The 20,968-nt window shown below is 52.8% G+C and carries 27 protein-coding genes and 1 pseudogene; 19 read left to right on the top strand and 9 right to left on the bottom strand.

Features of this window, described 5'->3' with window-relative positions; genetic code table 11:
• Nucleotides 1-14: 14 nt before the first annotated feature.
• From ACR6JA_RS14500 to ACR6JA_RS14480, 5 genes and pseudogenes are all read left to right on the top strand, one after another.
• Nucleotides 15-836, top strand: a complete 822-nt coding sequence (locus ACR6JA_RS14500) for a DUF932 domain-containing protein (protein WP_494493757.1) — start codon at nucleotides 15-17, stop codon at nucleotides 834-836.
• 70 nt (nucleotides 837-906) lie between these two features.
• Nucleotides 907-1,377, top strand: a complete 471-nt coding sequence (gene radC / locus ACR6JA_RS14495; protein ID WP_494493756.1) for a RadC family protein — start codon at nucleotides 907-909, stop codon at nucleotides 1,375-1,377.
• Nucleotides 1,378-1,389: 12 nt separating this feature from the next.
• Nucleotides 1,390-1,714 (top strand): annotated as a pseudogene (locus ACR6JA_RS14490) (type IV toxin-antitoxin system YeeU family antitoxin).
• A 36-nt stretch (nucleotides 1,715-1,750) separates the two neighbouring features.
• Nucleotides 1,751-2,071, top strand: coding sequence for a TA system toxin CbtA family protein (locus tag ACR6JA_RS14485; RefSeq protein WP_494493755.1), 321 nt, complete (start codon nucleotides 1,751-1,753; stop codon nucleotides 2,069-2,071).
• 113 nt (nucleotides 2,072-2,184) lie between these two features.
• Complete coding sequence (locus ACR6JA_RS14480; RefSeq protein ID WP_494493754.1) at nucleotides 2,185-3,018, top strand: DUF4942 domain-containing protein; 834 nt, start codon at nucleotides 2,185-2,187, stop codon at nucleotides 3,016-3,018.
• 282 nt (nucleotides 3,019-3,300) lie between these two features.
• Here the strand turns inward: ACR6JA_RS14480 and ACR6JA_RS14475 are convergent, their stop codons facing one another.
• Nucleotides 3,301-3,576, bottom strand: coding sequence for a helix-turn-helix domain-containing protein (locus ACR6JA_RS14475; protein ID WP_494493753.1), 276 nt, complete (start codon nucleotides 3,574-3,576; stop codon nucleotides 3,301-3,303).
• 99 nt (nucleotides 3,577-3,675) lie between these two features.
• Between ACR6JA_RS14475 and ACR6JA_RS14470 the strand changes: the two genes are divergently transcribed.
• The 4 genes from ACR6JA_RS14470 to ACR6JA_RS14455 all read left to right on the top strand — a co-directional run bounded on the left by ACR6JA_RS14470 (nucleotide 3,676) and on the right by ACR6JA_RS14455 (nucleotide 5,353).
• Nucleotides 3,676-3,960: a helix-turn-helix domain-containing protein gene (locus tag ACR6JA_RS14470; protein WP_494493752.1), complete on the top strand. Its 285-nt coding sequence runs from the start codon at nucleotides 3,676-3,678 to the stop codon at nucleotides 3,958-3,960.
• 110 nt (nucleotides 3,961-4,070) lie between these two features.
• A complete protein-coding gene (locus tag ACR6JA_RS14465) occupies nucleotides 4,071-4,394 on the top strand; it encodes a helix-turn-helix domain-containing protein (RefSeq protein ID WP_494493751.1) in 324 nt (107 codons plus the stop codon).
• Between the two features lie 117 nt (nucleotides 4,395-4,511).
• On the top strand, nucleotides 4,512-4,745 hold the full coding sequence (locus ACR6JA_RS14460) for a hypothetical protein (RefSeq protein WP_494493750.1): 234 nt from the start codon (nucleotides 4,512-4,514) through the stop codon (nucleotides 4,743-4,745).
• A 176-nt stretch (nucleotides 4,746-4,921) separates the two neighbouring features.
• Nucleotides 4,922-5,353, top strand: a complete 432-nt coding sequence (locus tag ACR6JA_RS14455; RefSeq protein ID WP_213715502.1) for a hypothetical protein — start codon at nucleotides 4,922-4,924, stop codon at nucleotides 5,351-5,353.
• Here ACR6JA_RS14455 and ACR6JA_RS14450 read toward each other — a convergent pair.
• Entirely contained in the window at nucleotides 5,350-5,802 is a 453-nt protein-coding gene (locus tag ACR6JA_RS14450) for an acyltransferase (protein ID WP_494493749.1), read from the bottom strand. The genes ACR6JA_RS14455 and ACR6JA_RS14450 overlap by 4 nt on opposite strands.
• A gap of 212 nt (nucleotides 5,803-6,014) precedes the next feature.
• Here ACR6JA_RS14450 and ACR6JA_RS14445 point away from each other — a divergent pair, with 212 nt between their 5' ends.
• Together ACR6JA_RS14445 and ACR6JA_RS14440 are read left to right on the top strand one after the other, a co-directional pair.
• Nucleotides 6,015-6,566 (top strand): type IV secretion protein Rhs, encoded by a 552-nt coding sequence (locus tag ACR6JA_RS14445; RefSeq protein ID WP_336982954.1) that lies wholly within the window; start codon nucleotides 6,015-6,017, stop codon nucleotides 6,564-6,566.
• The gene (locus tag ACR6JA_RS14440) at nucleotides 6,563-6,952 is read left to right on the top strand and encodes a putative T6SS immunity periplasmic lipoprotein (RefSeq protein WP_336818850.1); all 390 of its coding nucleotides are present in this window, start codon (nucleotides 6,563-6,565) and stop codon (nucleotides 6,950-6,952) included. The genes ACR6JA_RS14445 and ACR6JA_RS14440 overlap by 4 nt, the downstream gene beginning before the upstream one ends.
• Nucleotides 6,953-7,017: 65 nt before the next feature.
• Here the strand turns inward: ACR6JA_RS14440 and ACR6JA_RS14435 are convergent, their stop codons facing one another.
• From ACR6JA_RS14435 to ACR6JA_RS14415, 5 genes are all read right to left on the bottom strand, one after another.
• A complete protein-coding gene (locus ACR6JA_RS14435) occupies nucleotides 7,018-7,542 on the bottom strand; it encodes a DUF3455 domain-containing protein (RefSeq protein WP_494493748.1) in 525 nt (174 codons plus the stop codon).
• Nucleotides 7,539-8,066, bottom strand: coding sequence for a superoxide dismutase family protein (sodC, locus tag ACR6JA_RS14430; RefSeq protein WP_213715507.1), 528 nt, complete (start codon nucleotides 8,064-8,066; stop codon nucleotides 7,539-7,541). Before sodC ends, ACR6JA_RS14435 begins: the two co-directional genes overlap by 4 nt.
• A gap of 470 nt (nucleotides 8,067-8,536) precedes the next feature.
• A complete protein-coding gene (gene pnuC, locus ACR6JA_RS14425) occupies nucleotides 8,537-9,253 on the bottom strand; it encodes a nicotinamide riboside transporter PnuC (RefSeq protein WP_494493747.1) in 717 nt (238 codons plus the stop codon).
• 2 nt (nucleotides 9,254-9,255) lie between these two features.
• Nucleotides 9,256-10,002 carry a nucleoside phosphorylase gene (locus tag ACR6JA_RS14420; protein WP_213715509.1) on the bottom strand — a complete coding sequence of 249 codons (747 nt, stop codon included), beginning with the start codon at nucleotides 10,000-10,002 and terminating at the stop codon, nucleotides 9,256-9,258.
• Between the two features lie 58 nt (nucleotides 10,003-10,060).
• Nucleotides 10,061-10,759 (bottom strand): Crp/Fnr family transcriptional regulator, encoded by a 699-nt coding sequence (locus ACR6JA_RS14415; RefSeq protein ID WP_434082325.1) that lies wholly within the window; start codon nucleotides 10,757-10,759, stop codon nucleotides 10,061-10,063.
• Between the two features lie 217 nt (nucleotides 10,760-10,976).
• On the opposite strand from ACR6JA_RS14415, the gene ACR6JA_RS14410 reads away from it, so the two are divergent.
• The 3 genes from ACR6JA_RS14410 (at nucleotide 10,977) to ACR6JA_RS14400 (ending at nucleotide 12,976) form a co-directional block, all read left to right on the top strand.
• On the top strand, nucleotides 10,977-11,309 hold the full coding sequence (locus tag ACR6JA_RS14410) for a YegP family protein (protein ID WP_008460852.1): 333 nt from the start codon (nucleotides 10,977-10,979) through the stop codon (nucleotides 11,307-11,309).
• A gap of 132 nt (nucleotides 11,310-11,441) precedes the next feature.
• On the top strand, nucleotides 11,442-12,635 hold the full coding sequence (locus ACR6JA_RS14405; RefSeq protein WP_494493746.1) for an anthrax toxin-like adenylyl cyclase domain-containing protein: 1,194 nt from the start codon (nucleotides 11,442-11,444) through the stop codon (nucleotides 12,633-12,635).
• Between the two features lie 140 nt (nucleotides 12,636-12,775).
• Nucleotides 12,776-12,976, top strand: a complete 201-nt coding sequence (locus ACR6JA_RS14400) for a glycogen synthesis protein GlgS (protein ID WP_197061699.1) — start codon at nucleotides 12,776-12,778, stop codon at nucleotides 12,974-12,976.
• Between the two features lie 232 nt (nucleotides 12,977-13,208).
• Here ACR6JA_RS14400 and ACR6JA_RS14395 read toward each other — a convergent pair whose 3' ends face one another.
• Both ACR6JA_RS14395 and ACR6JA_RS14390 read right to left on the bottom strand, forming a co-directional pair.
• Nucleotides 13,209-13,466 carry a YjhX family toxin gene (locus ACR6JA_RS14395; RefSeq protein WP_213715511.1) on the bottom strand — a complete coding sequence of 86 codons (258 nt, stop codon included), beginning with the start codon at nucleotides 13,464-13,466 and terminating at the stop codon, nucleotides 13,209-13,211.
• 207 nt (nucleotides 13,467-13,673) lie between these two features.
• A complete protein-coding gene (locus tag ACR6JA_RS14390; protein ID WP_494493745.1) occupies nucleotides 13,674-14,597 on the bottom strand; it encodes a LysR family transcriptional regulator in 924 nt (307 codons plus the stop codon).
• Nucleotides 14,598-14,822: 225 nt separating this feature from the next.
• Between ACR6JA_RS14390 and ACR6JA_RS14385 the strand changes: the two genes are divergently transcribed.
• The 5 genes from ACR6JA_RS14385 (at nucleotide 14,823) to tauA (ending at nucleotide 20,964) form a co-directional block, all read left to right on the top strand.
• Nucleotides 14,823-16,067, top strand: a complete 1,245-nt coding sequence (locus ACR6JA_RS14385) for a dicarboxylate/amino acid:cation symporter (RefSeq protein ID WP_213715513.1) — start codon at nucleotides 14,823-14,825, stop codon at nucleotides 16,065-16,067.
• Nucleotides 16,068-16,109: 42 nt separating this feature from the next.
• Nucleotides 16,110-17,300, top strand: a complete 1,191-nt coding sequence (gene metC / locus ACR6JA_RS14380; RefSeq protein ID WP_494493744.1) for a cystathionine beta-lyase — start codon at nucleotides 16,110-16,112, stop codon at nucleotides 17,298-17,300.
• A 153-nt stretch (nucleotides 17,301-17,453) separates the two neighbouring features.
• Nucleotides 17,454-18,362 carry an N-acetylmuramic acid 6-phosphate etherase gene (gene murQ, locus ACR6JA_RS14375; RefSeq protein WP_494493743.1) on the top strand — a complete coding sequence of 303 codons (909 nt, stop codon included), beginning with the start codon at nucleotides 17,454-17,456 and terminating at the stop codon, nucleotides 18,360-18,362.
• A 2-nt stretch (nucleotides 18,363-18,364) separates the two neighbouring features.
• Entirely contained in the window at nucleotides 18,365-19,816 is a 1,452-nt protein-coding gene (gene murP, locus ACR6JA_RS14370) for a PTS N-acetylmuramic acid transporter subunit IIBC (RefSeq protein WP_494493742.1), read from the top strand.
• 173 nt (nucleotides 19,817-19,989) lie between these two features.
• On the top strand, nucleotides 19,990-20,964 hold the full coding sequence (gene tauA / locus ACR6JA_RS14365; protein WP_213715517.1) for a taurine ABC transporter substrate-binding protein: 975 nt from the start codon (nucleotides 19,990-19,992) through the stop codon (nucleotides 20,962-20,964).
• Nucleotides 20,965-20,968: the final 4 nt, after the last annotated feature.

Here is a 20,968-nt window from a genome sequence, read left to right as displayed (position 1 = left end):
ATAAGGAAACAACTATGACCCGTTTAGCCAGCCGCTTTGGTGCGGCCAATGTTGTACGCCGCGACCGCCCATTAACTCACGACGAACTGGCACATTACGTGCCCAGCGTCTTCAGTGAAGAAAAGCATGAGTCCCGCAGCGACCGATACACTTATATCCCGACAATAACCCTGCTCGATAATCTGCAACGTGAAGGTTTCCAGCCTTTCTTTGCCTGCCAGACCCGAGTACGCGACCAGAGCAAGCGCGAACACACCAAACACATGCTGCGTCTTCGTCGTGAGGGCCAAATCACTGGCAAGCAAGTTCCGGAAATTATTCTGCTCAACAGCCACGATGGTTCGAGCAGTTATCAGATGTTGCCGGGATTATTTCGTTCAGTCTGCCAGAATGGATTAATTTGCGGTGAGAGTTTTGGTGAGGTTCGTGTACCTCATAAAGGCAACGTGGTGGAGAAAGTCATTGAAGGGGCTTACGAAGTGCTGGGAATATTTGACCGTGTAGAAGAGAAACGCGATGCCATGCAGTCGCTAATGTTAACTCCGCCAGCACAGCAGGCGATGGCGAAAGCGGCATTAACCTATCGCTTTGGTGAAGAGCATCAGCCGGTGACGGATTCGCAAATCCTATCCCCGCGCCGCTGGCAGGATGAAAGTAACGACCTGTGGACCACTTATCAGCGCATTCAGCAAAACCTGATTAAAGGCGGGCTGTCTGGACGAACCACCAAAGGCAAACGTGCCCATACTCGTGCTGTAAAAGGTATCGACGGTGATGTGAAGCTTAACCGTGCTCTGTGGGTGATGGCTGAGAATATGCTGCAGCTTGCCTCATGAACCTTTTTATTATCCCTTCCCTCAGGCCTTGCCAATAAACCGGCGAGGCTTTTTGTTTTAAGGAACAAAAATGTCTGTATTTAATTTATCCCCGGTATTTCCTGCAAACGAGCAACGCGTCATTCGTCGGGCATTACGCCTGCTGGAGAAATATCAGCGTCAACCGAGTGAGCCATTTACCTCCACCAGCTTCACTAAGACCTGGCTGCAATTACAGATGGCTCATCAGGAGCGTGAAGTTTTTATCGTGATGTATCTCGATAATCAGCACTGCCTACTGGGATGCGAAACTCTATTTACCGGCACACTCAGCCATACCGAAGTTCATCCCCGCGAAGTGGTTAAATTAGCTCTGAAACACAATGCCGCTGCGGTAATTCTGGCGCATAACCATCCGTCAGGTACGACAGAAATCAGTCAGCATGACAAACACCTCACTCAGCGGATAGTGAAAGCGCTAGCACTGGTAGAAGTGCGAGTGCTGGATCATTTGGTTGTTGGGAACGAAGTGGTGTCTTTTGCTGAGCAGAGTTTGCTTTAAACAGAGGTTTTCATGTCAATCACACCACCATCATGAATGGGGTCTACAAAGCGATATCACCCCTCGATTTGGCGCTAGATTAGTTCAGGAAGGCAACCGGCTGTATTACCTGGCTGACAGGGCTGGATTGACGGGGAGTTTTAGCCCAATGCACCTGCAGAGAATAGATCTGGCTTTCCCGCTGTTTGTCGAACAACTGGAAGATATACTGCGTGCTGGCGAACTAAATCCACATCAGCAACGTCAGGTGAAAATTCAACTTGCGAGTTTAACCTGTATAGCTGATACCCGTGGTAGCTGCGGTTACGTTTACATCTCTATTTATCCCACACCGTAACACCTTCTCTCTTCTTCTTTTCTCAGGATTCTACCCATGCACATTTCAACTGTACCGGCCAAGGTGCCGGTTTCGTCAAGTCCGTCGCCCGTGCAGGTCTGGCAGCAACTTTTAACGTATCTGCTGGATCACCATTACGGCCTGACGCTTAACGACACACCATTCCATGACGACGCGGCCATCGAGGAGCATATCGATGCAGGAATCACGCTCGCCGATGCTGTTAATTTTCTGGTGGAACGTTATGAACTGGTACGCATCGACCGCAAAGGGTTTAGCTGGCAGGAACAGACTCCATTCCTGACCGCGACTGATATTCTCCGAGCCAGGCGAGCTACCGGATTAATAAATACTTAAATTCTTCGAGCCTCATCCCTGATTTTGGCTTCTGAACTTCCCACCTTTTTTATTCATCGCATAATGCGCCTGCCATTCCCGGTAGGCGTGTTTGCTTTTATGGACGATTAACGATGCAAACAGAACCCGACGTGTTGACGGAACACAATGAACTCATTCTTTCGACCTGTATCGAGCGTATTGTTACGGGCCGCGATACCGCACTAAAACGGATCGAACAACTCATTCAGCAGCTTGATGCCATTTCACGGCTGACCTCAGAAATTGGCGGTGGTACAGCGCAAGACTGGGCTATGAAGTCCGGGCACCGCTACGATAGCTGGCTGACTGAAAAGGTTGATAAAGCAATGCCTGCCGTCACCTGCAATATAGATCGCAGTATCTGGCGCGATTTGATGCTGAAGTCCGGCATGATGGCCTTAATGGATGCTCAGGCTCGCGACCAGTGGCATAAGAACCTGGAGGAGGGCGATCTTCCTGCTATCAGCGAGGCGAATATCCTTAGTACTTTTGAACAGTTACATCTGAACAAAATGGAAGTCTTTGAGCGCGGGATCATTAACGTCTTCAAAGGCCTGTCGTGGGATTACAAAACCAACAGTCCCTGCAGCTTCGGTAAGAAGATCATCATCAACAATCTGGTGACGCATAACCGCTGGGGCTTTAGCCTTAACTGGGGTTGGCGACGGGATCAACTGGCGGATCTGGAGAGAATGCTGTTTCTGCTGGATGGCAAACCCATCCCTGACAACCGGGGTGATATCTCTACCCGATTGATGGAGCATATTCGGGACAATTCGACTAAGGACGTTTACGAAGATGAGTTCTTCAGCATTCGTTACTATCAAAAAGGCACTGCGCACTTGGTCTTCAAGCGTCTGGAGTTGATTGAGCGAATGAATGACATCATTGCTAAACATTATCCGGGAATGCTGGCTTCGAGATGATGGGGGGATTGATGTTGTCTTCGCCACAGGTAGCTATAGTTGATGCATAGCGCCAGAGATATGCTCAGTTGTGAGCATCTTCGAGGTAACTCGTGCCCCGATTCGAGTCCCAAAATCAACGACTTAATGTGTTGGTATCGATGTTGGTACATTAACTAAATATTATTTTAAATTGTTTTAAAATCAAAGGATTAATTATCATGTGCGAGTCCGGCCTTCGCATCAGAGAAACAAGCCACATACATATAAGCGGCTTGTCCTAAAAATTTTACTACCAAGCAATCACTGAGACGAAAGCATTAATTCACGATTACCGCGAATAGATCTCTCCCGATCAACAATCTCCCCATCCTCCCCAACATACCGCTCAGGCCATATCTCACTTGGATGAACCTCAAGCGCCTTAGCTATCAAAAACTCACCTTTTGGCCACGGGCGCGTTAATGCATTTGCCAGCGTTGAAGAAGCCAATCCACATTCTCGTGAAAGTGCTGCCAATGATGTTCCTTTCTTGCGTAAACCGGCGATGATATCTGCCGGATGCCAACCTTTAGTCATGATTCCCTCCTGACTGTTACCTGTAAGTGGATGTGCTACAAACCAATGCTACGTTATTCGTAGTATCGTGTCTAAACAAAAACTACGAATATCGTAGTTATGCGAAACACTCCAAATTACCGTGAAATATTCTGCAAAAGGCTCAGGGCATCACGCCTTGCTAGTGGCCTATCGCAGAAAAAGCTCGGTATGTTGGCGGGTATAGATGAGTTTGCAGCAAGTGCACGTATCAATCGGTATGAGCGTGGAATCCATGAGGTTGATGTTCAGACTGCCCAACATCTGGCTATGGTATTAAATGTGCCACTGGCCTATTTTTATGCCGATAACGATCAACTTGCAGAGCTGATCCTTGCTTTTGGTCGATCCACATCTCAAAAATAAAAAGAGTTTATTTTGGCCTTGGGCAATAGACCCGCGCATAGCCTCAGATTTGTAATGAACTACGTTACTCGTAGTAGTAGTTAAGTACGAAAGCTACGACTATCGTAGCTATGAATACTTCAATTAATTATCTCGACGTTTTCTGCCAGCGACTGAAAGCTGCGCGCCTGGCTAAAGGCCTATCACAAAAAAGTCTCGGCATTCTTGCCGGGATCGATGAGTTTGTCGCGAGCACTCGTATCAACCGTTATGAGAAGGGCGTTCATCAGGCCAGCATTGATGTTGCTCAACAGCTTGCTAATGCTCTGGAAGTGCCGTTGGCATACTTCTATATGGTTGATGATGATCTGGCGGAATTGACGCTTAGCTGGATGAAACTTTCTAGTACAGAAAAAGAGCAAATATTTTCCATCATAAAAACTAAATCTTCCTGATAGCTATCTTTTATAGACTGGTTTTTTATTAGCTTGTTACTGTAAAGAGTAGTGACAGAAAATAATGATTGTTTAAATATTTGAAGCGTAATTTTTTATTAAAACTAAGGTTAATCTATGGTTTTTGATGGTGTTGAATATTCGTTTGTTCGTGGCAGTGATATTGTGCGGGATGGCATGTTTCTTGAAGTTAACAAAAGTAAGGTAGGGATGAACCAGCAAGTAGCGGAGGTATTTTACTCTGATGCTACTTCAACTTTTTATCTGAGCTGTTTTGAAGAAGAAGTACCACTAACTCTTATTGAAGAACTTATAAGTCAGGCCGAAGTATTACTCCCACCTGTTAGTTGAGTATTAACACAATTTGTTATCTATTTTCTTTACCCTGTTGTCAATTTCGTTAGTGGTAGCAAAATTCTCACAAAAGAGAACCGTGGTATCGCAACCACAATGGGGAGCATGGTATGGTTCATTCCCGTATGGAGACGACCCACACGATCAATTCTGGATTAAACAGGGAATAGATTATGCCAAACAACACGGTTATTAAGAGCCTGCACTGTACGTTAACGGCTGTGCTGTTATTGCTTGTGGGGGGTTATGCGGCATATCAGTATTATTTCAATGCCCCACCGGATGATGTGTTTTTCTCCCGTCAAAAAGTCACCGATACTACGTTTTTATATATCACCCGCTACAAAGGCGGTGGGGCTACGGTTTCGGAGGTCTACCGCTATTATCTGGACGGCAATCTATCGGGCGATCCAATGGAGCATCTGAAGAGTCGTGCCCCGTTTCTGGTCTCAGAAGTGAGCAATGCGAAGGTTACGGGTTATGGCAGCCATGTTAATGTCACGCTCACCGGCCGTGTGTATTCGTTTACCAACTCAGACTTGTTCTATTCCGATGGCATCGCGATTATGCCGGTTATCAGCTTTACGGCTAACGGCAGCCGTTAAAATTCCCGCACTAATCGCGCCGGGCTCCCAACATAAACCCCGGCCACCAGAATATCTTTCGTCACCACGCTGCCTGCGCCAATCACCGCGCCGCTGCAAATATGCTCCGTCAGAATGGTGCTGCCGCTGCCTATGGTGACGTTATCGCCGAGGGTGATGGCTATCCAGTTCTCCGGGTTGGGGTCTGGCCTGCCGCTGCGGAACAGGTCGTTGGCGAAGGTAACGCCGTGGCCGATAAAGCAGTTTTTGCCGGTGGTGACGTTTTCGCACAGGAACGAGTGGGACTGGATACGAGTGCCGGAACCGATCACGCAGTGGCGCTGGATCTCAACAAATGGCCCTACGAATACGCCGCTCTGTAGCGTGCATTCGTAGAGGTTAACCGGCTCCACAACGGTGACGTCGTCGTCGGCAATCACGTCGCGGATGCCGCTTTTGAGGATTTTCATCTTGGTTTGTCCTGGCGAATAAAGTGGTCTCCATTAGACAGAGGTCACTGCCCAACGGCCACAACTTTTTGGAACCACCGGCTACATAACATTTTTTTATCCCATAAATTTCTAAGCGCCAAATTCTGACTATCGAAAAATAAGAAATCGGGACATAGATTATATTGAGCGTTGGTTTTATGCTGTGGAAAAGCAAACCTTAAGGAAAAGGAATGAGCGCACAGGCGGAAGAGGGCAGCCTCAGAAGAATGACATTGGGCGAAATTGCAATGGCTCGCCGGGTTTTCGGCGATTCAATTTCTTACAGCCGAGTATGGATTCATTGCGACAGCTATCTCCCGTTCGGCCTGCAGAAACAAAACTACGCGATGACGCCAAACGGAGAATTGTGGTACCGCAAGACGATGTATAAAGATGATTTCTCATCTGGCAGCGTCTTTCTTGAAGATAAATATGTTTTTATCCATGAGCTGGGCCATGTGTGGCAACATCAACACGGGCAATGGGTAAGGCTAAGGGGGGCTTTTAGCTGGGCGGCTGAATATACCTATAAATTAGATAAAGAGGCGCTAACAGATTATTCCCTGGAGCAGCAGGCCTCCATTTTAGCGGATTACTGGCTGTTATTGGTTTATGGTATAGACGTGTGGTCCTACTACCAAAGGCCTGGGCGAATGGGGAAATACAGAGGTACAGACAGTAGCCGTGAAGTTCCGGTGCTGTATCGCAAAATAGTCACAGGGAAGGTGAGAACAACTCTATGAGAAAATGTTTGTTAGCCGCTGCCGTGCTCTTGCTGGCCGGGTGTCCTGGTCCGGGCGACAGAATGGTGCCGCGTCAGCCTGCAGAAGTCGTGGCCAAAGGTAATATTGTTTGCGTGGTGTCTCCGCTTGGCAGCGACGAGCGCATAACGGCCGTGCAAATTAACGAAGGGCATGGGAACGTGCAGTACAAGACTTTCGATGATGCTCCAGTTTATGTCGCGAAGGGAGACTGTCTGCCAGCCTTTGGTTTTACCTTCTCTCCCGGCAAAAAATACTCAGTCGCTTACGATGTAAAATCTGATAATTCTTCCTCTCATCTGGTCACCGCAGAGTTTTCTGTCACGGAGAACGCTTCCGACGGAATAAGTATTCAGCACCCGAATTAGTGCTTACTCTCTGAATTGATCCCAGCAGCATAAAGCCCTGGCAGTAAGGCCAGGGCTTTATGCTGCTACTTCGTATAGAACTTATAAGTCGCCGTATAAGGCACTTTCAGCGTTGCGCCAAAGGTCGCCGGGTCGCAAACCGTGGGGCCGGTTACGCCGCCGCGAGTGTCCACGCGCTGGATGCTGCTCACGTTGGCGAACAGGCCAGGCTGGTTCTCTGAGGTGCCGGTCAGCAGCAGCCACGGAATCGAGCCTTTATCTTTCGACGGGCGAGTGGCGCTTAGCGCTCCGGCCACCACGCTGCCGTCCGTCGCCTGCCAGTGCGGGCCGTCAAAGTGTTTGCCGACGAGGTGCTTCAGGCCTTTGTCGCTGAACAGGTCAGCTTCCGGGGCCTGGAATACCCAGTTCCCGGTTTTGGCCTCGGCGTCCGCCGCCGCGCAGCGGTAGATTTGCACCCCGCGGGCATAAAGCTCGGTTTGCAGGTGCTCACCTTTTGGCGCGTCGATGGAGATATCCGCCGCGTTCACCAGGGCCGGAAGCCCGCCCATCATCAGCGTGAAATACACCGCCGTTAAGACACGCTTGCTCATGACGTGACTCCGCAAACCATACGCGCGCCGCCGCCGCCGAGCATTGCCGGGTGGTCAGAGTGGTTGTCGCCGCCGGCGTGGATCATCAGCGAGTGGCCTTTTAAGTCAGACATGCGCAGGCGAGGGGCCAGCACCGGGTAAGTCGCGGTGCCGTCGCTGTCGACGTAAAGCGCAGGCAGGTCGCCGAGGTGGCCGTTGCCCCACGGGCCTTCATGCTTGCCGGTGTGGGCCGGATCTAAGTGGCCGCCAGCCGCCAGGCCAGCCACCATTTTGCCGTCCTGCATGCCCGGGCCGCAGTTCGGATTAGTGTGCACGTGGAAGCCGTGAATCCCCGGCGGCAGGCCTTTCAGGTTTGGCGTAAAGACCACGCCGTACTGGGTGGCGTGGTATTCAATGGTGCCCGCCGGGGTGGACGTGCCGTTGGCGTCGACGGTGTTCATGGCGACAGTGGCGGCCTGCGCCAGCCCGGTGCAGGCGAGGGCGGTAATACACAGCGTCAGTTTTAGTGTTTTTAACTTATTCATCGTTTAACCCCGTACTTTTATTAGAAGGTGCAAAGCAACAGATGTCGCAAAATTTTGTGCTGCGGCTTATGCGCGGCAGTAAGCTGGTTATAACAAACTGTTTTGCGAGTTGTTTGATTGCTCTGATAGGTAAAGTTGTGGGTTGAAATTCAGCGTGAAGATTTTTAAAAATAATATTTTCATGAGGTTATCCTGTGGTCTTGAGCGATTAAAGGGAGAGGCCTGAATGAAAATAGAAACGGAAAAGACGGTAAAATTAGAGAGTGAAAACGACCTGCTAACGATCGTTAAAAATTATGTCGCTGCTGCGCCCTAAATAAAGTGTAGATGAATACGCTGAGCGGGTTGGTGGCGGTCGCTGAAAATCTCGAGATTGTTAAAAATCCCTTAATTTTCATGTGGCTTGATAAATGAGATATATCCGAATAGCAAAAGGGCCGCTAAGCGGCCCTTGAAGTCAATAAAACGATTTAAGCGAGTGGCCGGGAGCCAGTCATTCGGGCGCTCTTGATCCACGCCATAGATCCCATCACCGCAATCGCCGTCAGCAGGATGTACTCCAGCGACATGGCATACACGCCCTGAATGGCGTAAATCACCACGCTAATCACGTCGATAACCACCCAAAGCAGCCAGTTCTCGACGTATTTACGCGTCATCAGCACCATTGCGGCAATTGACAGGATCAGCATCGCGGAATCCCACAGCGGGAAGGCGTCCGTCTGCAGCTGCGGCATCTCAACCGCCACGCCAAGGCTCTGCATAATGCCTACCGCAATGTGAGTTAGCACAGCGAACACCGGGTCGATAAAGAAGGTCATCAGGGCGATGGCGACCAGGCAAACCGCCGCCAGCGTGAACGCCTTGCTGCGCGGCAGCCAGCGGATCTTCAGCGCGGCCTCGTTGGCCTCGTTCTGGCGGCTCCACGCGTACCAGCCGTACAGGTTGGCGGCGAAGAAGAACACCTGCAGCAGCAGGCTGGCGTAAAGCTGGATCTGGAAGAAGATCGCCGCAAACAGCGTGACGTTAATCAGGCCGAACAGGTAGTTGATGATTTTCTCTTTGCTGGCGAACCAGATACAGAGCAGGCCGAAGACGGTGCCGATGGCCTCGATCCACGAGAGCGCGTAGCCGCCTTCGCCGAGCGGAATGGTGACCATCACATTCTTAATGCTGAAGAAATCCATGATTACTGCTCCTGGCTGTCAAGGTAGAGCGCTTCGAGGGCGAGTAAGATCTCGCGGGATTCACCCTGCTGGCAGGAGTGTTCCTGCTGCTGGTAGTTGTTAATGCCTTCTTCCAGATTGCCGCTGTGCTCCACCACGACGTTAAGCACGGAGGCAATGCGCAGGCCGCGCAGCGCGCCCACCACCATCAGCGGTGCGGTTTCCATATCCGCAGCGAGGATGCCCTTCCCGGACCAGTACTGGTTAATCTCGTCTTCGCGTTCGGTGTAGAAGCTGTCGTGGCTGCGCACATAGCCGCAGTGGCTGGCGTAGCCCAGGCGTTTGGTCTGCTGAGTCAGGTGGTGCACCAGGCCGATGTCCGCGCAGGCCGGGTAGCCTTTGTCGATGTACATCTGGCTGGTGCCTTCGTCCCGCACGGCGGCGGTGGCGATCACCAGGTCGCCGAGGCGAATATGATTTTGCATCGCCCCGCAGCTGCCGATGCGGATCAGGTTGGTGACACCAATCTGGCGTAACTCTTCCACGGCGATGGCGGTAGAAGGCCCGCCCATGCCGGTGGACATCACCAGCACTTCCACACCGCGGAACCAGCCGCGCAGGGCGCGATATTCCCGGTTGCTGCCGAAGTCTTCCACGTTGTCCAGAAACTGCGCGACATGTTCCACGCGTTTCGGATCGCCCGGCAGGAGCGCATAACGGGCGTGCGTCATCTCCCGGCTGAGCCGGATATGGGGCTGGAGTTGGGTCATGATAATTACCTGGTGTTAAACGAGCCATTTTGCATGACTCAGGATTGGCTGCTGTTATTTAATGCTCGGCGTGCTGGCGCAGGCGCTGAGGATCGAGAACCTGAATCTGCTCGCCGTGAATCGCAATAATATTGTCTTCCCGCAGTTCAGATAAAATGCGGTTAATGCTGCGCGGGGCCACCGCAAACTGCTCGCTTAATTGCTGCTTATTAAGCGGGATGCTGCCCTGTATCTGCTGGTATTTTTGCCACAGCACCAGGCAAGTACGCTGATGTAACGAATAAAGAATGTCTTCCCCGGCCTTTTTGGAGAGCTGATAATATTGATCGCTCACGGCCTGTAATATTTTTTGATTAAAGTAATTGTCTAACCCCAGCCAGCGAATAAACTCTTCCCGCGTCAGCACTAAAAGTGCCGCGTCGCTAACCGCTTCTACAGAGCAGATGTATTGCCGCCGCTCGAAGATTTCCAGTTCGCCCAGAATGTCGCCTTTTTTATAGCGCGCCTGGGAATATTTTCGCCCGTCGTCGGCGGTGGTGAAAACGTCGATTTCCCCTTTAACAATCAGGTGGAATTCATCGCAAATTTCCCCCTGGCGAAAAATCAGCGAGCCGCGTGGATAATGTTTTAGCTGCCAGCTGCGCAGAATATCCAGCGGACAATACTTCAGCAGTTCATACAGCACCGGGTCGCCGGTCACGCGTTCAATGACGTTCAGCCAGTCGCCGGGTCTGCTCTCGTTTTTCATGCTGTTCACTATAAAATTTCCCGTCAAATAAGGACAGGACGCCCGTCCCGCGTTGCCCACAGATTAGCGTGAAAACTGCCAGCGGGATCTGAAATCCGTATCGCAGCCGGGACATTTGTCCCGCCGATGCGCTGGCGGAGTGGGCGATCTGTTTGTTTTTCGTACATACTGTTTTTGATGTTCATCCAATCTATTAACTGTTTATGATTTTAATCAAGGAGTTAACATGTCTGGTTGGTTCGAATTAAGCAAAAGCAGCGACGGGCAATTTAAATTTGTACTCAAGGCGGGCAATGGCGAAGTGGTGCTCACCAGCGAGCTGTATAAAACCCGCGCCTCGGCGGACAACGGCATCGCCTCCGTGCGCACCAACAGCCCGCTGGAGGAGCGCTACGACAAGAAGGTCGCCAGCAACGGGAAGTTCTACTTTAACCTCAAGGCCGGCAATCATCAGGTGATTGGCACCAGCCAGATGTACGCCACGGAGCAATCCCGGGATAAAGGCATTGCCTCGGTGAAAAATAACGGTGGAACCGAAACGGTGAAAGACAAGACTTAACCGGAACCAGGCGGCGGGGCAATCCGCGAGCATTCACCTGGGTGATGTTTTCGCGTGATGCTGCTCCAGCCGTCTTTTCCAGGTTGCAGCCTCAATGGCTTGTTGTTTATCGCCGGGAGCCTGGCCGTAAAAATGAAAGTTGAATCTACCCCTGCGGCGTATCGCCCTCTCGAACTTCACCTGCCTGTAGCGAGTAAAACGCCAGGTACGGATCTCCCGCAGCTTGTCTCGCAAATCAAAGACAAAACCGGCATCGTGCCTGCGCACCTTATCCCGCTTCAAAAAGTCGCCTCGGAACACAATTGCATCATTGGCGTTCGCCCGGTGGACAAGCTGGCGACGGCGCTGATTGAGGCCGGGCATCCGACCAAAGGTTTTCACATTAAGGGGAAAAGCGCCTCGTGGGGGCCGCAGGCGGGGTTTATCTGCGTGGAGCAGCGGTTTAGCAAGCTCGAGAACGCCTCGTCAGAACGAATCGCGAAGTTTAACCTGCAAACGCAGGCCTGTATTGCCGAAGGGCATGCTGCCGCCGTGCCACTGGAAGTTTCCCAAAGCCGCCTGCATGACCTGTTTGAGCAGGGGCTCATCGACAAGCTATCGCCGGAGAACGCCGGGGGCGTGAGCCATCTCCGGGCCAGCGGTCCAGGCGGCGAGCATTATGCGTTTGAGGCCCGGCGTCTGCCGGGCAGCGGAGAAGCGCGGTATCAAATTTCCCATCACGGTGCACCCCTGCAGGTGCTGGCCCCACACGCTGAAGCCCGGCCCTTCACCGCGGATTATGATCTGATGCTCATAGCCCCGCACGTCAGCGAGTTAGGGCCTGAGGATAATTTGCAGGTGCCGGATGTGTCCCATCAGGTATTTCGCCAGCGGCTGGAAAATTACCGCACGCTGCCTGAGCGCCAGGCGCTGCGCGGGGACTATGACAACCCGGTGAGTTTCTACCGCAAGAGCGACGAGGAAACAGGCAACACGAGCGAGCGCGCCCGCCGGATGATTGGCGTGCTAAACCAGGCGCTGGTGGGGGACGGGGAAAAAGTGGTACATCACGCAACAGACAGCGCCAACCCGGTTACCGATCCTGAGAGCAACTACCCGGCCACGTTTGCGCTGCCCCATAAAATCGGGCGCTTCGCGCCTTTGTGCATTATTGAAAACAAAGACGATCTTGCAGAGCTGGTGCTGCAGGCCAAGAACGCGGGCTACCACGTGCCGCTGAATCCGCTGTGGGAAAAGGAGGTCCTTGGCGTGCGCAGCGACAGGTTTACTGCCGCAAAGTTAACGCTGGAGGCGCTTCAGCTCATAAGGCCGATTCGGCAGCGCTAAAGTCGCGTTTTGCGAGGCGTGCCGATATATCGCCGGGAGAAATCCCAAAAGCGCATTCATTGTTCAAAAAATAATCGTCAGCGGGTCGATACTCAAAACAGAAGCATATGACTTACCCAAAAGTTAACGCACAGAGGGATATGCTGATGAACAGAGACCTACAGGCGGTAAAGAATTTTGATTTTCTGGCGCGCAGTTTCGCGCATATGCAGGCTTCGGGGCAGCAGGTGAATCTCCAGGCCGTGACCGGCAACATGAGCCGCGAGCAAAAAACGTGGTTCTGCGAACGTTTTAACCAGTATTGCGAAGAAGAATCCCGGGCTGCCGAGCTCGAGCACTGAAATAACGGGCCAGGTGGCCCGTTAACGTTGCTGACAAAGAAGGAAAAAGCGTGGTTTTGCCTTCTTCGTGGCGAGCAGCCGAAAATCAATGAATTGATTTTCCAGTTTATTTTTCTGGTGACAGATTGCAGACTTTTATCCGCATGAGGTTTGTCATCAGTCTCGACGGGCCGTGTGGCCCGTTATCTGTTTTAGCCCTTCAAAACGTCAGTTTCATCCAGGCTCACGCCAATTACCTGTTATCCAACTGGGCACGAACGTTGTTCAGGCCGCTTGTATTGATTCGGTACGGCTGCCCGTTGCTGGATTTAATCAGCTTCTTGGTTCTGAGTTTTTTGAACACGGCCAGCGTGCAGTCGCTAAGCAGCAACCCTTCCCGGGTATAGCATTCAACAGCGGTAACGCGGCCAGAGTTGTCGCGAGTGTGAACGATGCGCCCTCCTTTCGCTAAAACGTGAAGGGTTCGTTGTTCCTGACGGGATAAATTCATGCTGAAAAGCCTTTTCATCATCATGTGCAAAATGTGCCAACACAACGCGTGTGTTCGCATACGGATTAAGCGCAGTGATAATCAGTCCGTCCTTTGGTGGGCGGGAAACTGATTATCGGATGATGACATTCTCCAGCATCAGGCCTCTGAGTGACTTTGGTTGAGGAAACGGGCGAATAATAACACATAAAAACTAAAGGGGAATAGTTAAGGGATCCAACTATCCCACGCGGGCTGCGGCGCAAGTTGCTCAACCAGGAAATCAATAAACGACCGAACCTTCGGGTTGCTGTATTTGCTCGGGAAGTAGAGGGCGTACAGCGCATGGGTTTCGTAAGTGATGATGCCGTCCAGCAGCAGCGGAGTTAGCTCGTCCTTTTGAATATGGTCGCCAATCAGGTAGGTAGGCAGGTAGGCAACGCCCTGATTTTCCAGTACGGATTTAAGCAGCACCAGGCTGCTGTTGGCCTGGATTGGTGTTCGCATTTTTAGCAGATGCTGCCGTTCCTGCTCATCGGTAGTTTTTATCAGCGGCGTTAGCCCAGGGTAAACCAGGCAGTCGTGCGTGACCAGATCCGTGCGTTTGCCCGGCATCCCTTTCTTGCTGAGATAGTCGGCGGTGGCGCAGTAAGCCCAGCGTACGGGAGCCAGTTTGCGCATGGCGTAATTTTGCGGCGGAGAGGTGGATATTCGCAGGGCGATATCGAAGTCGGATTCATTAAGATTAATAAAGTTATCGTTGAGGTCGATATAAAGATTCACGTCGGGGAAACTTGCCCGATATTTATCAACAAGGTTGACCAGCTTGGCGTAGCCAAACGCAATAGAACAGGTGATGCGCAATTCACCCTGCGGATTGTTGTAATAGCTTGATGTGGTATTTAACGTATCGTCGAACTCTTTAATTAATTTATTAGCGCGGTTAAACAAATATTGCCCGGCATCGGTCAGCGTAATGCTGCGTGTCGTTCTTTTGATAAGCGTTGTGCCCAGCAAATCCTCCAGCGCCGCCAGGCTCTTGCTCACCGCCGAAGGCGACACGCTGAGCTGCGCCGCCGCTTCAGACAGCCCGCCGCAATCGATAATTTTGACGAATACCTCGAGATGCTTGAGTGAAATTGGCGCGCTCATTTTTTCCTTTTATTCACAAGTGATTTGCGGAAACGGTATTAATTCCCCATACCAATCCAATTTTAAAAGTGTAACTATTGCTCTGTAGTAAATAAAGAAGTCAGAAAATGAATTTTATACACTATTAGTGATTTGCATCACAAAAGCCCGGGGATTTAATTACAGCAGTTGGTAATTGTGATTTTCGTCCCAGTTATTATTACTTTTATTGAGAAGGTATCCTTTATGTGGACACGCCTCGAACCCTACAAATCATCATTTGTTCTTTTATTTGCTCTTATTGTCGGCGGCTTGCTGGGTATTTATGCCCCGACTTACGCCATTAAATTACAGCCCGTCGGGCAAATATTCCTCAACCTGTTGTTTATGATTATTGTGCCGCTGGTTGGCGTCAGCGTGATGTCTTCTATTGCCGGTATGACCGACCTTAAACGGCTAGGCCGCATCATGGTGGTTATTTTTATTGTTTCCATCGCCATGGCGCTGATTCCCGCCGCAGGCATTGTGCTGCTGGCGCTTTGGTACAACCCGGCTCAGGGCGTGACCATCGATCTTTCCCATTCGGTGAAGGGCGGCTCGGGGGAGATGGATTTTGTCAGCATGGTCACCACCAGCGACTTCGTCGGCCTGTTCTCCAAGTCGAATATTCTGGCGCTGATCGTCATCGCGATTATCGCTGGTGTGGCGATTGGCCAGTCGGCGGATGCAGGCAAACGCATCGCCGCTCTGTTGCAGGACGCCAACACCGTTATCATGAAAATTGTCTCTATTATCATGAAGGTGGCACCTGTCGGCCTGGGTTGTTATTTCGCCGCAACCATGGCGAGCCAGGATGCCGCGTTGCTGATGACCTTCGCCCGGGCCATCGGGCTATTTATGGCGGCAACGCTTATCTATTACGTGCTGGGCTCCATTTTCTACTCGTGGATTGGCGGCGGGCTTCCGGCGGTGAAAGCGTTCTGGCGGCACGCCATTGAACCTTCAGCCACCGCGCTGGGCACCTGCTCTTCGCTCGGTACACTGCCGGTCACGCTGCGCGCTGGCAAAGCGATGGGCATCAATCCTGAAATTGTCGATGTCTCAATTCCGCTGCTGGTGAACCTCAATAAAGGCGGCGTGGCGATGATTGCCGCGCTGAAAATTGTCTTTATCTATTCGGTTCTCGGCCTGCCATTTACCAGCGAAACCTTTTTCCTCGCGATGCTGATTGCTGTGCTTTCGGCCATTATCGTTGGCGGCGTGCCGGGCGGCGCGTTCCTCGGGGAGATCTTTATTGTCACGACGCTGGGGCTGCCAATGGAAGCCATCCCGCTGCTGGTGGTGCTTGGCACTATTACCGATGCACCGGCCACGCTTATCAACGTGATCCACGATCTTAATGCGGCACAAATCGTTGAACGCTTCGCCGGAAAGAAGCGTGGTGAACCGGAAACCAGCGCTCCGCTGGCCGCAAACAGCCTCGCTGGCTAATCCCTTTGAATGGAATGAATCAGGCAATAACAGGAGAATTTTATGAAACAGAAAAGTCATCTTGAAACTCAACTGATCGTCGCCGGGCGTGATAAACGCTACACCCAGGGGGCGGTAAATGCGGTCATCCAGCGTGCGTCCTCGCTGGTATTTGACAGCGTGAAAGACAAAAAATTTGCCACTGCCAACCGGGCAAACGGTGAACTGTTCTATGGTCGCAGAGGCACGCTGACGCATTTTTCCTTCCAGAAGGCGATGACGGAGTTAGAAGGCGGTGCCGGGTGTTCGCTTTATCCGTGCGGTGCGGCGGCAGTCACCAATGCGATTTTGGCTTTTGTCAGCGGCGGAGATCATATCCTGATGACCGGTGCGGCCTATGAGCCAACTCAGGATTTCTGCAATAAGATTCTGAGCAAATTCAATGTTTCAACAACGTATTACGATCCGCTGATTGGCGCCGGGATCGCTGAGCTTATCCAGCCGAATACCCGCGTTGTTTTCCTTGAGTCTCCGAGCTCGATTACTATGGAAGTTCAGGACGTTCCCGGCATGATTAAGTCTATTCGCGCCGTTAACCCGGAAATTGTTATCATGCTGGACAACACCTGGGCCGCCGGGGTGTTATTCCGTGCGTTGGATTATGGTGTAGATATCTCGATTCAGGCCGGGACCAAATACACCATCGGCCATTCGGACGGCATGTTGGGGACGGCGGTTGCCAACGAACGCTGCTGGGATCGCCTGCGTGAAAACTCGTACCTGATGGGCCAGACGCTGGATGCCGATACGGCATATATGGCAGCCCGTGGCCTGCGCACGCTGGGAGTGAGGTTGAAGCAACATGAGGAAAGCAGCCTCGCGATTGCCCGCTGGCTGTCGGCTCATCCGCTGGTGGAACGGGTTAACCATCCCGCGCTGGCCGAATGTCCGGGACATGCGTTCTTTGAACGCGACTTTTCCGGCAGCTCCGGCCTGTTCTCCTTTGTGCTAAAACAGCGCCTGACAGACGAGCAGCTTGCGGATTACCTGGATAATTTTACGCTGTTCCATATGGCGTATTCCTGGGGCGGGTTTGAGTCACTGATCCTGGCCAACCAGCCGGAAGAGCTGAACGACATTCGTCCGGCAGGCAAAGTTGACTTCAGCGGCACGCTGGTGCGAGTCCATATTGGCCTGGAAAACGTTGAAGAACTGATTGCCGACCTCGAAGCCGGTTTCGCTCGTATCGCCTGATTCCCTCTTTTGCCGCCCACAAGGGCGGCTTTCTCGCCTAAGTTATTCTGCTATTCTCTTTTCTTTGGAATAAAATATTCGTGATTGTGCTCACGCACATGGAATAAAATATTCCATACTATGCACAACAGAACACACATAACGGATGCCCCGATGAAAATTAACTTAACCAAACTGGTCACCGAAGGCCGCAATCCGGCCAGCGCGGAAATCGACACGCTGCCCACCTTAGAGATGCTTAAAGTTATCAATAACGAAGACAAGCAGGTGCCGCTGGCGGTGGAAGCCACGCTGCCGCAGGTCGCTCAGGTTGTCGATAAAGTGGTGGCGGCTTTCACCCAGGGCGGCAGGCTGATTTACAGCGGAGCGGGAACGTCCGGGCGCCTGGGCATCCTGGATGCAAGTGAGTGCCCGCCAACTTTCGGCACGCCGCGTGAGCAGGTCGTCGGGCTGATTGCCGGTGGGCATCCGGCCATTCTGCAGGCGGTAGAAAACGCCGAAGACAACCGTGAAATGGGCGAGCAGGATCTGCGTAACCTGAACTTCAGCGCGCGCGACGTGCTGGTCGGGATTGCCGCCAGCGGGCGCACGCCTTACGTACTGGGCGCGATGGCCTATGCAAAAAGCGTGGGGGCCACCGTGGCCGCGATCTCCTGTAATCCGGGCAGCGAAATGAGCCTGGCGGCGGATATCGCCATTGAACCAGTCGTCGGCCCGGAAATCGTCACCGGCTCTTCACGCATGAAGGCCGGGACGGCGCAAAAGCTGATCCTGAATATGATCACCACCGGGTCGATGATTCGCAGCGGCAAAGTCTACGGCAACCTGATGGTGGATGTGGAAGCCACCAACGCCAAGCTGATCCAGCGTCAGGTCAATATCGTGGTGGCGGCGACCGAATGCAGCCCGGAGCAGGCCGAAGCCGCGCTTAGCGCCTGCCGTCGCCACTGTAAGACGGCGATCTTCATGCTGCTGAGCGGCCTGTCAGCCGAAGAGGCAAGCGATCTGCTGGCGAAAAAACAAGGCTTTATACGTGAAGCATTGCGGGGGGTAAACGGGTAGCTATGGCGAAAATCACCGGTTCGATGATAGAAGACATCCTGCGCCTGACGGGCGGTAGAGGCAATATTCTTGTCTGCGGCAACTGCATGACGCGCCTCAGGCTGACGCTCAAAAACAGAGATCTCGTTCAGCATGACGACCTGAAGAAAATCCCCGGCGTGATGGGCGTGGTCAACGGCGACGACCAACTGCAAATTATTCTCGGCCCCGGCAAAGCGCAAACCGCCAGCGAGCTGATGAATGGCCTGTTAAAGCAGGAGGGCTTAAGCGAGCCGGTGCGTGGCGAAAGCGCGGATTTGGCCGCGCTCGCCAGCCAGAACAAACAGCAGATGAAGGCGAAGCAGAACAGCGCGGTGCATAACTTTCTCACCAAGTTTGCCACCATCTTCACGCCGCTGATCCCGGGCTTTATCGCCGCCGGGCTGCTGCTGGGTATTGCCACGCTGCTGCAGCAAACGCTGGTCGTTGAAGGCACAGCGCCTGCGGCCTGGCTGACCCAGCTTATTGCCTATATGAAGGTGTTCAGCATTGGGCTGTTTACCTTCCTGAGCATTCTGATTGGCTTCAACACCCAGAAAGCTTTCGGCGGCACCGGCGTGAACGGGGCTATCATCGCCTCGCTGTTTATTCTGCGCTACGTGCCGGAAGGCAAAGTGGGCTACTACGCCGGGATGGATACTTTCTTCGGGCTGGCTATCGACCCGCGCGGCAACATTATTGGCGTGCTGCTGGCCTGTATGCTCGGGGCGTGGATCGAACGCCAGGTTCGACGGATGATCCCGGACAACCTGGATATGATCCTCACCTCGACGATCACCTTATTGATCACCGGGGCGATTACCTTCGTGGCGATCATGCCCATCGGCGGTGAGCTGTTCAAAGGTATGTCGTGGCTGTTTATGCACCTGAACGGCAACCCGTTCGGCACGGGGATTCTGGCCGGGCTGTTCCTGATTGCCGTGGTGTTTGGTATTCACCAGGGGTTTGTGCCGGTCTACTTCGCGCTGATGGACGCCCAGGGCTTTAACTCGCTGTTCCCGATTCTGGCGATGGCCGGCGCGGGGCAGGTGGGTGCGGCGCTGGCGCTGTTTGCCCGTTCGCCGAAAGGTTCGGTCCTGCGTACGCAAATCAAAGGCGCGATTATTCCTGGCCTGCTGGGCATTGGCGAGCCGCTGATTTACGGCGTGACGCTGCCGCGCCTTAAGCCGTTTATCACTGCCTGTATCGGCGGTGGCATCGGCGGGTTCTTTATCGGGCTGGTGGCCTGGCTGGGACTGCCCGTCGGGCTGAATACGGTGTTTGGGCCGTCAGGTTTGGTGTCGATTCCGCTGATGACTTCCCATCAGGGGATCTTCGCCGGGATGGCGGTTTACGTTGCCGGGATTGTTATCGCCTATGTGGCCGGGTTTATCATGACCTGGTGCTTCGGCAGTAAGAACGTTGATTTAACTTAAGTTAATATGACTCTGCCCGCCCGCGTTCTGCGGGCGGCGTTATTCCTGCCTGACAGCTAACCTTGCCCACTTTTTTTCTAAGGACGGAAAGGCATTAGCGATAATTTTTTATTCTTTTATGGAATCGTTGCCGTTGGAAATACTGCTCTCTCCCCCGAGACAGGAGCAGAATCATGGCAGCAAAACGACACTCATTCTGGCTGGTTGCACTGGCCCTAATTGCGGCTCAGGCCCACGCGGTGGACGTCACCGTGGCGTACCAAACCTCCGCCGAACCCGCCAAAGTTGCGCAAGCCGACGACGCTTTTGCCAAAGACAGCGGGGCGAAAGTGGAATGGCGTAAGTTCGACAGCGGCGCGAGCGTGGTGCGTGCGCTCGCCTCGGGCGATGTGCAAATCGGCAATATCGGCTCCAGTCCGCTGGCCGTTGCCGCCAGCCAAAACGTACCGATTGAAGTCTTCCTCCTGGCCTCCCAGCTCGGTAACTCTGAAGCGCTGGTGGTCAAAAAAGGCATCAAAACGCCGCAGGACCTGATTGGCAAACGCATCGCCGTGCCGTTTATTTCTACTACCCATTACAGCCTCCTGGCTTCCCTCAAGCATTGGGGCATCAAGCCGGATCAGGTTCAAATTCTTAATCTTCAGCCTCCGGCAATTATTGCCGCGTGGCAGCGCGGGGATATCGACGCCGCTTACGTCTGGGCTCCGGCAGTGAATGAGCTGGAAAAAGACGGCAACGTGCTGACGGACTCGGCGCAGGTGGGCAAATGGGGCTCCCCGACGCTCGACGTCTGGGTCGTACGTAAAGACTTTGCTGAAAAACACCCTGATGTGGTCACCGCTTTTGCCCGCAGCGCTGTTGAGGCTCAGAAAGGCTACCTCGACAACCCGGAAGGCTGGCTTAAACAACCAGACAACCTGAGCAAGCTTTCGCGCCTGAGCGGCGTACCGGAAGGCGACGTCCCGGGGCTGGTGAAGGGCAATACCTACCTGACGGCGAAGCAGCAGGTTGAAGAGCTTAGCGGCCCGGTGAATAAAGCCATCGTGGACACCGCGCACTTCCTGAAAGAGCAGGGCAAGGTGCCGGCGGTAGCCACTGACTATAGCCAGTTTGTGACCGACCGCTTCGTGAAGCCGCTGGCGCAGTAAACAG

The organism is Cedecea sp. B1(4) (assembly GCF_059414925.1).
Note: the sequence above shows the minus strand (reverse complement) of the source record. Positions and strands in the feature narration are given on the sequence as shown.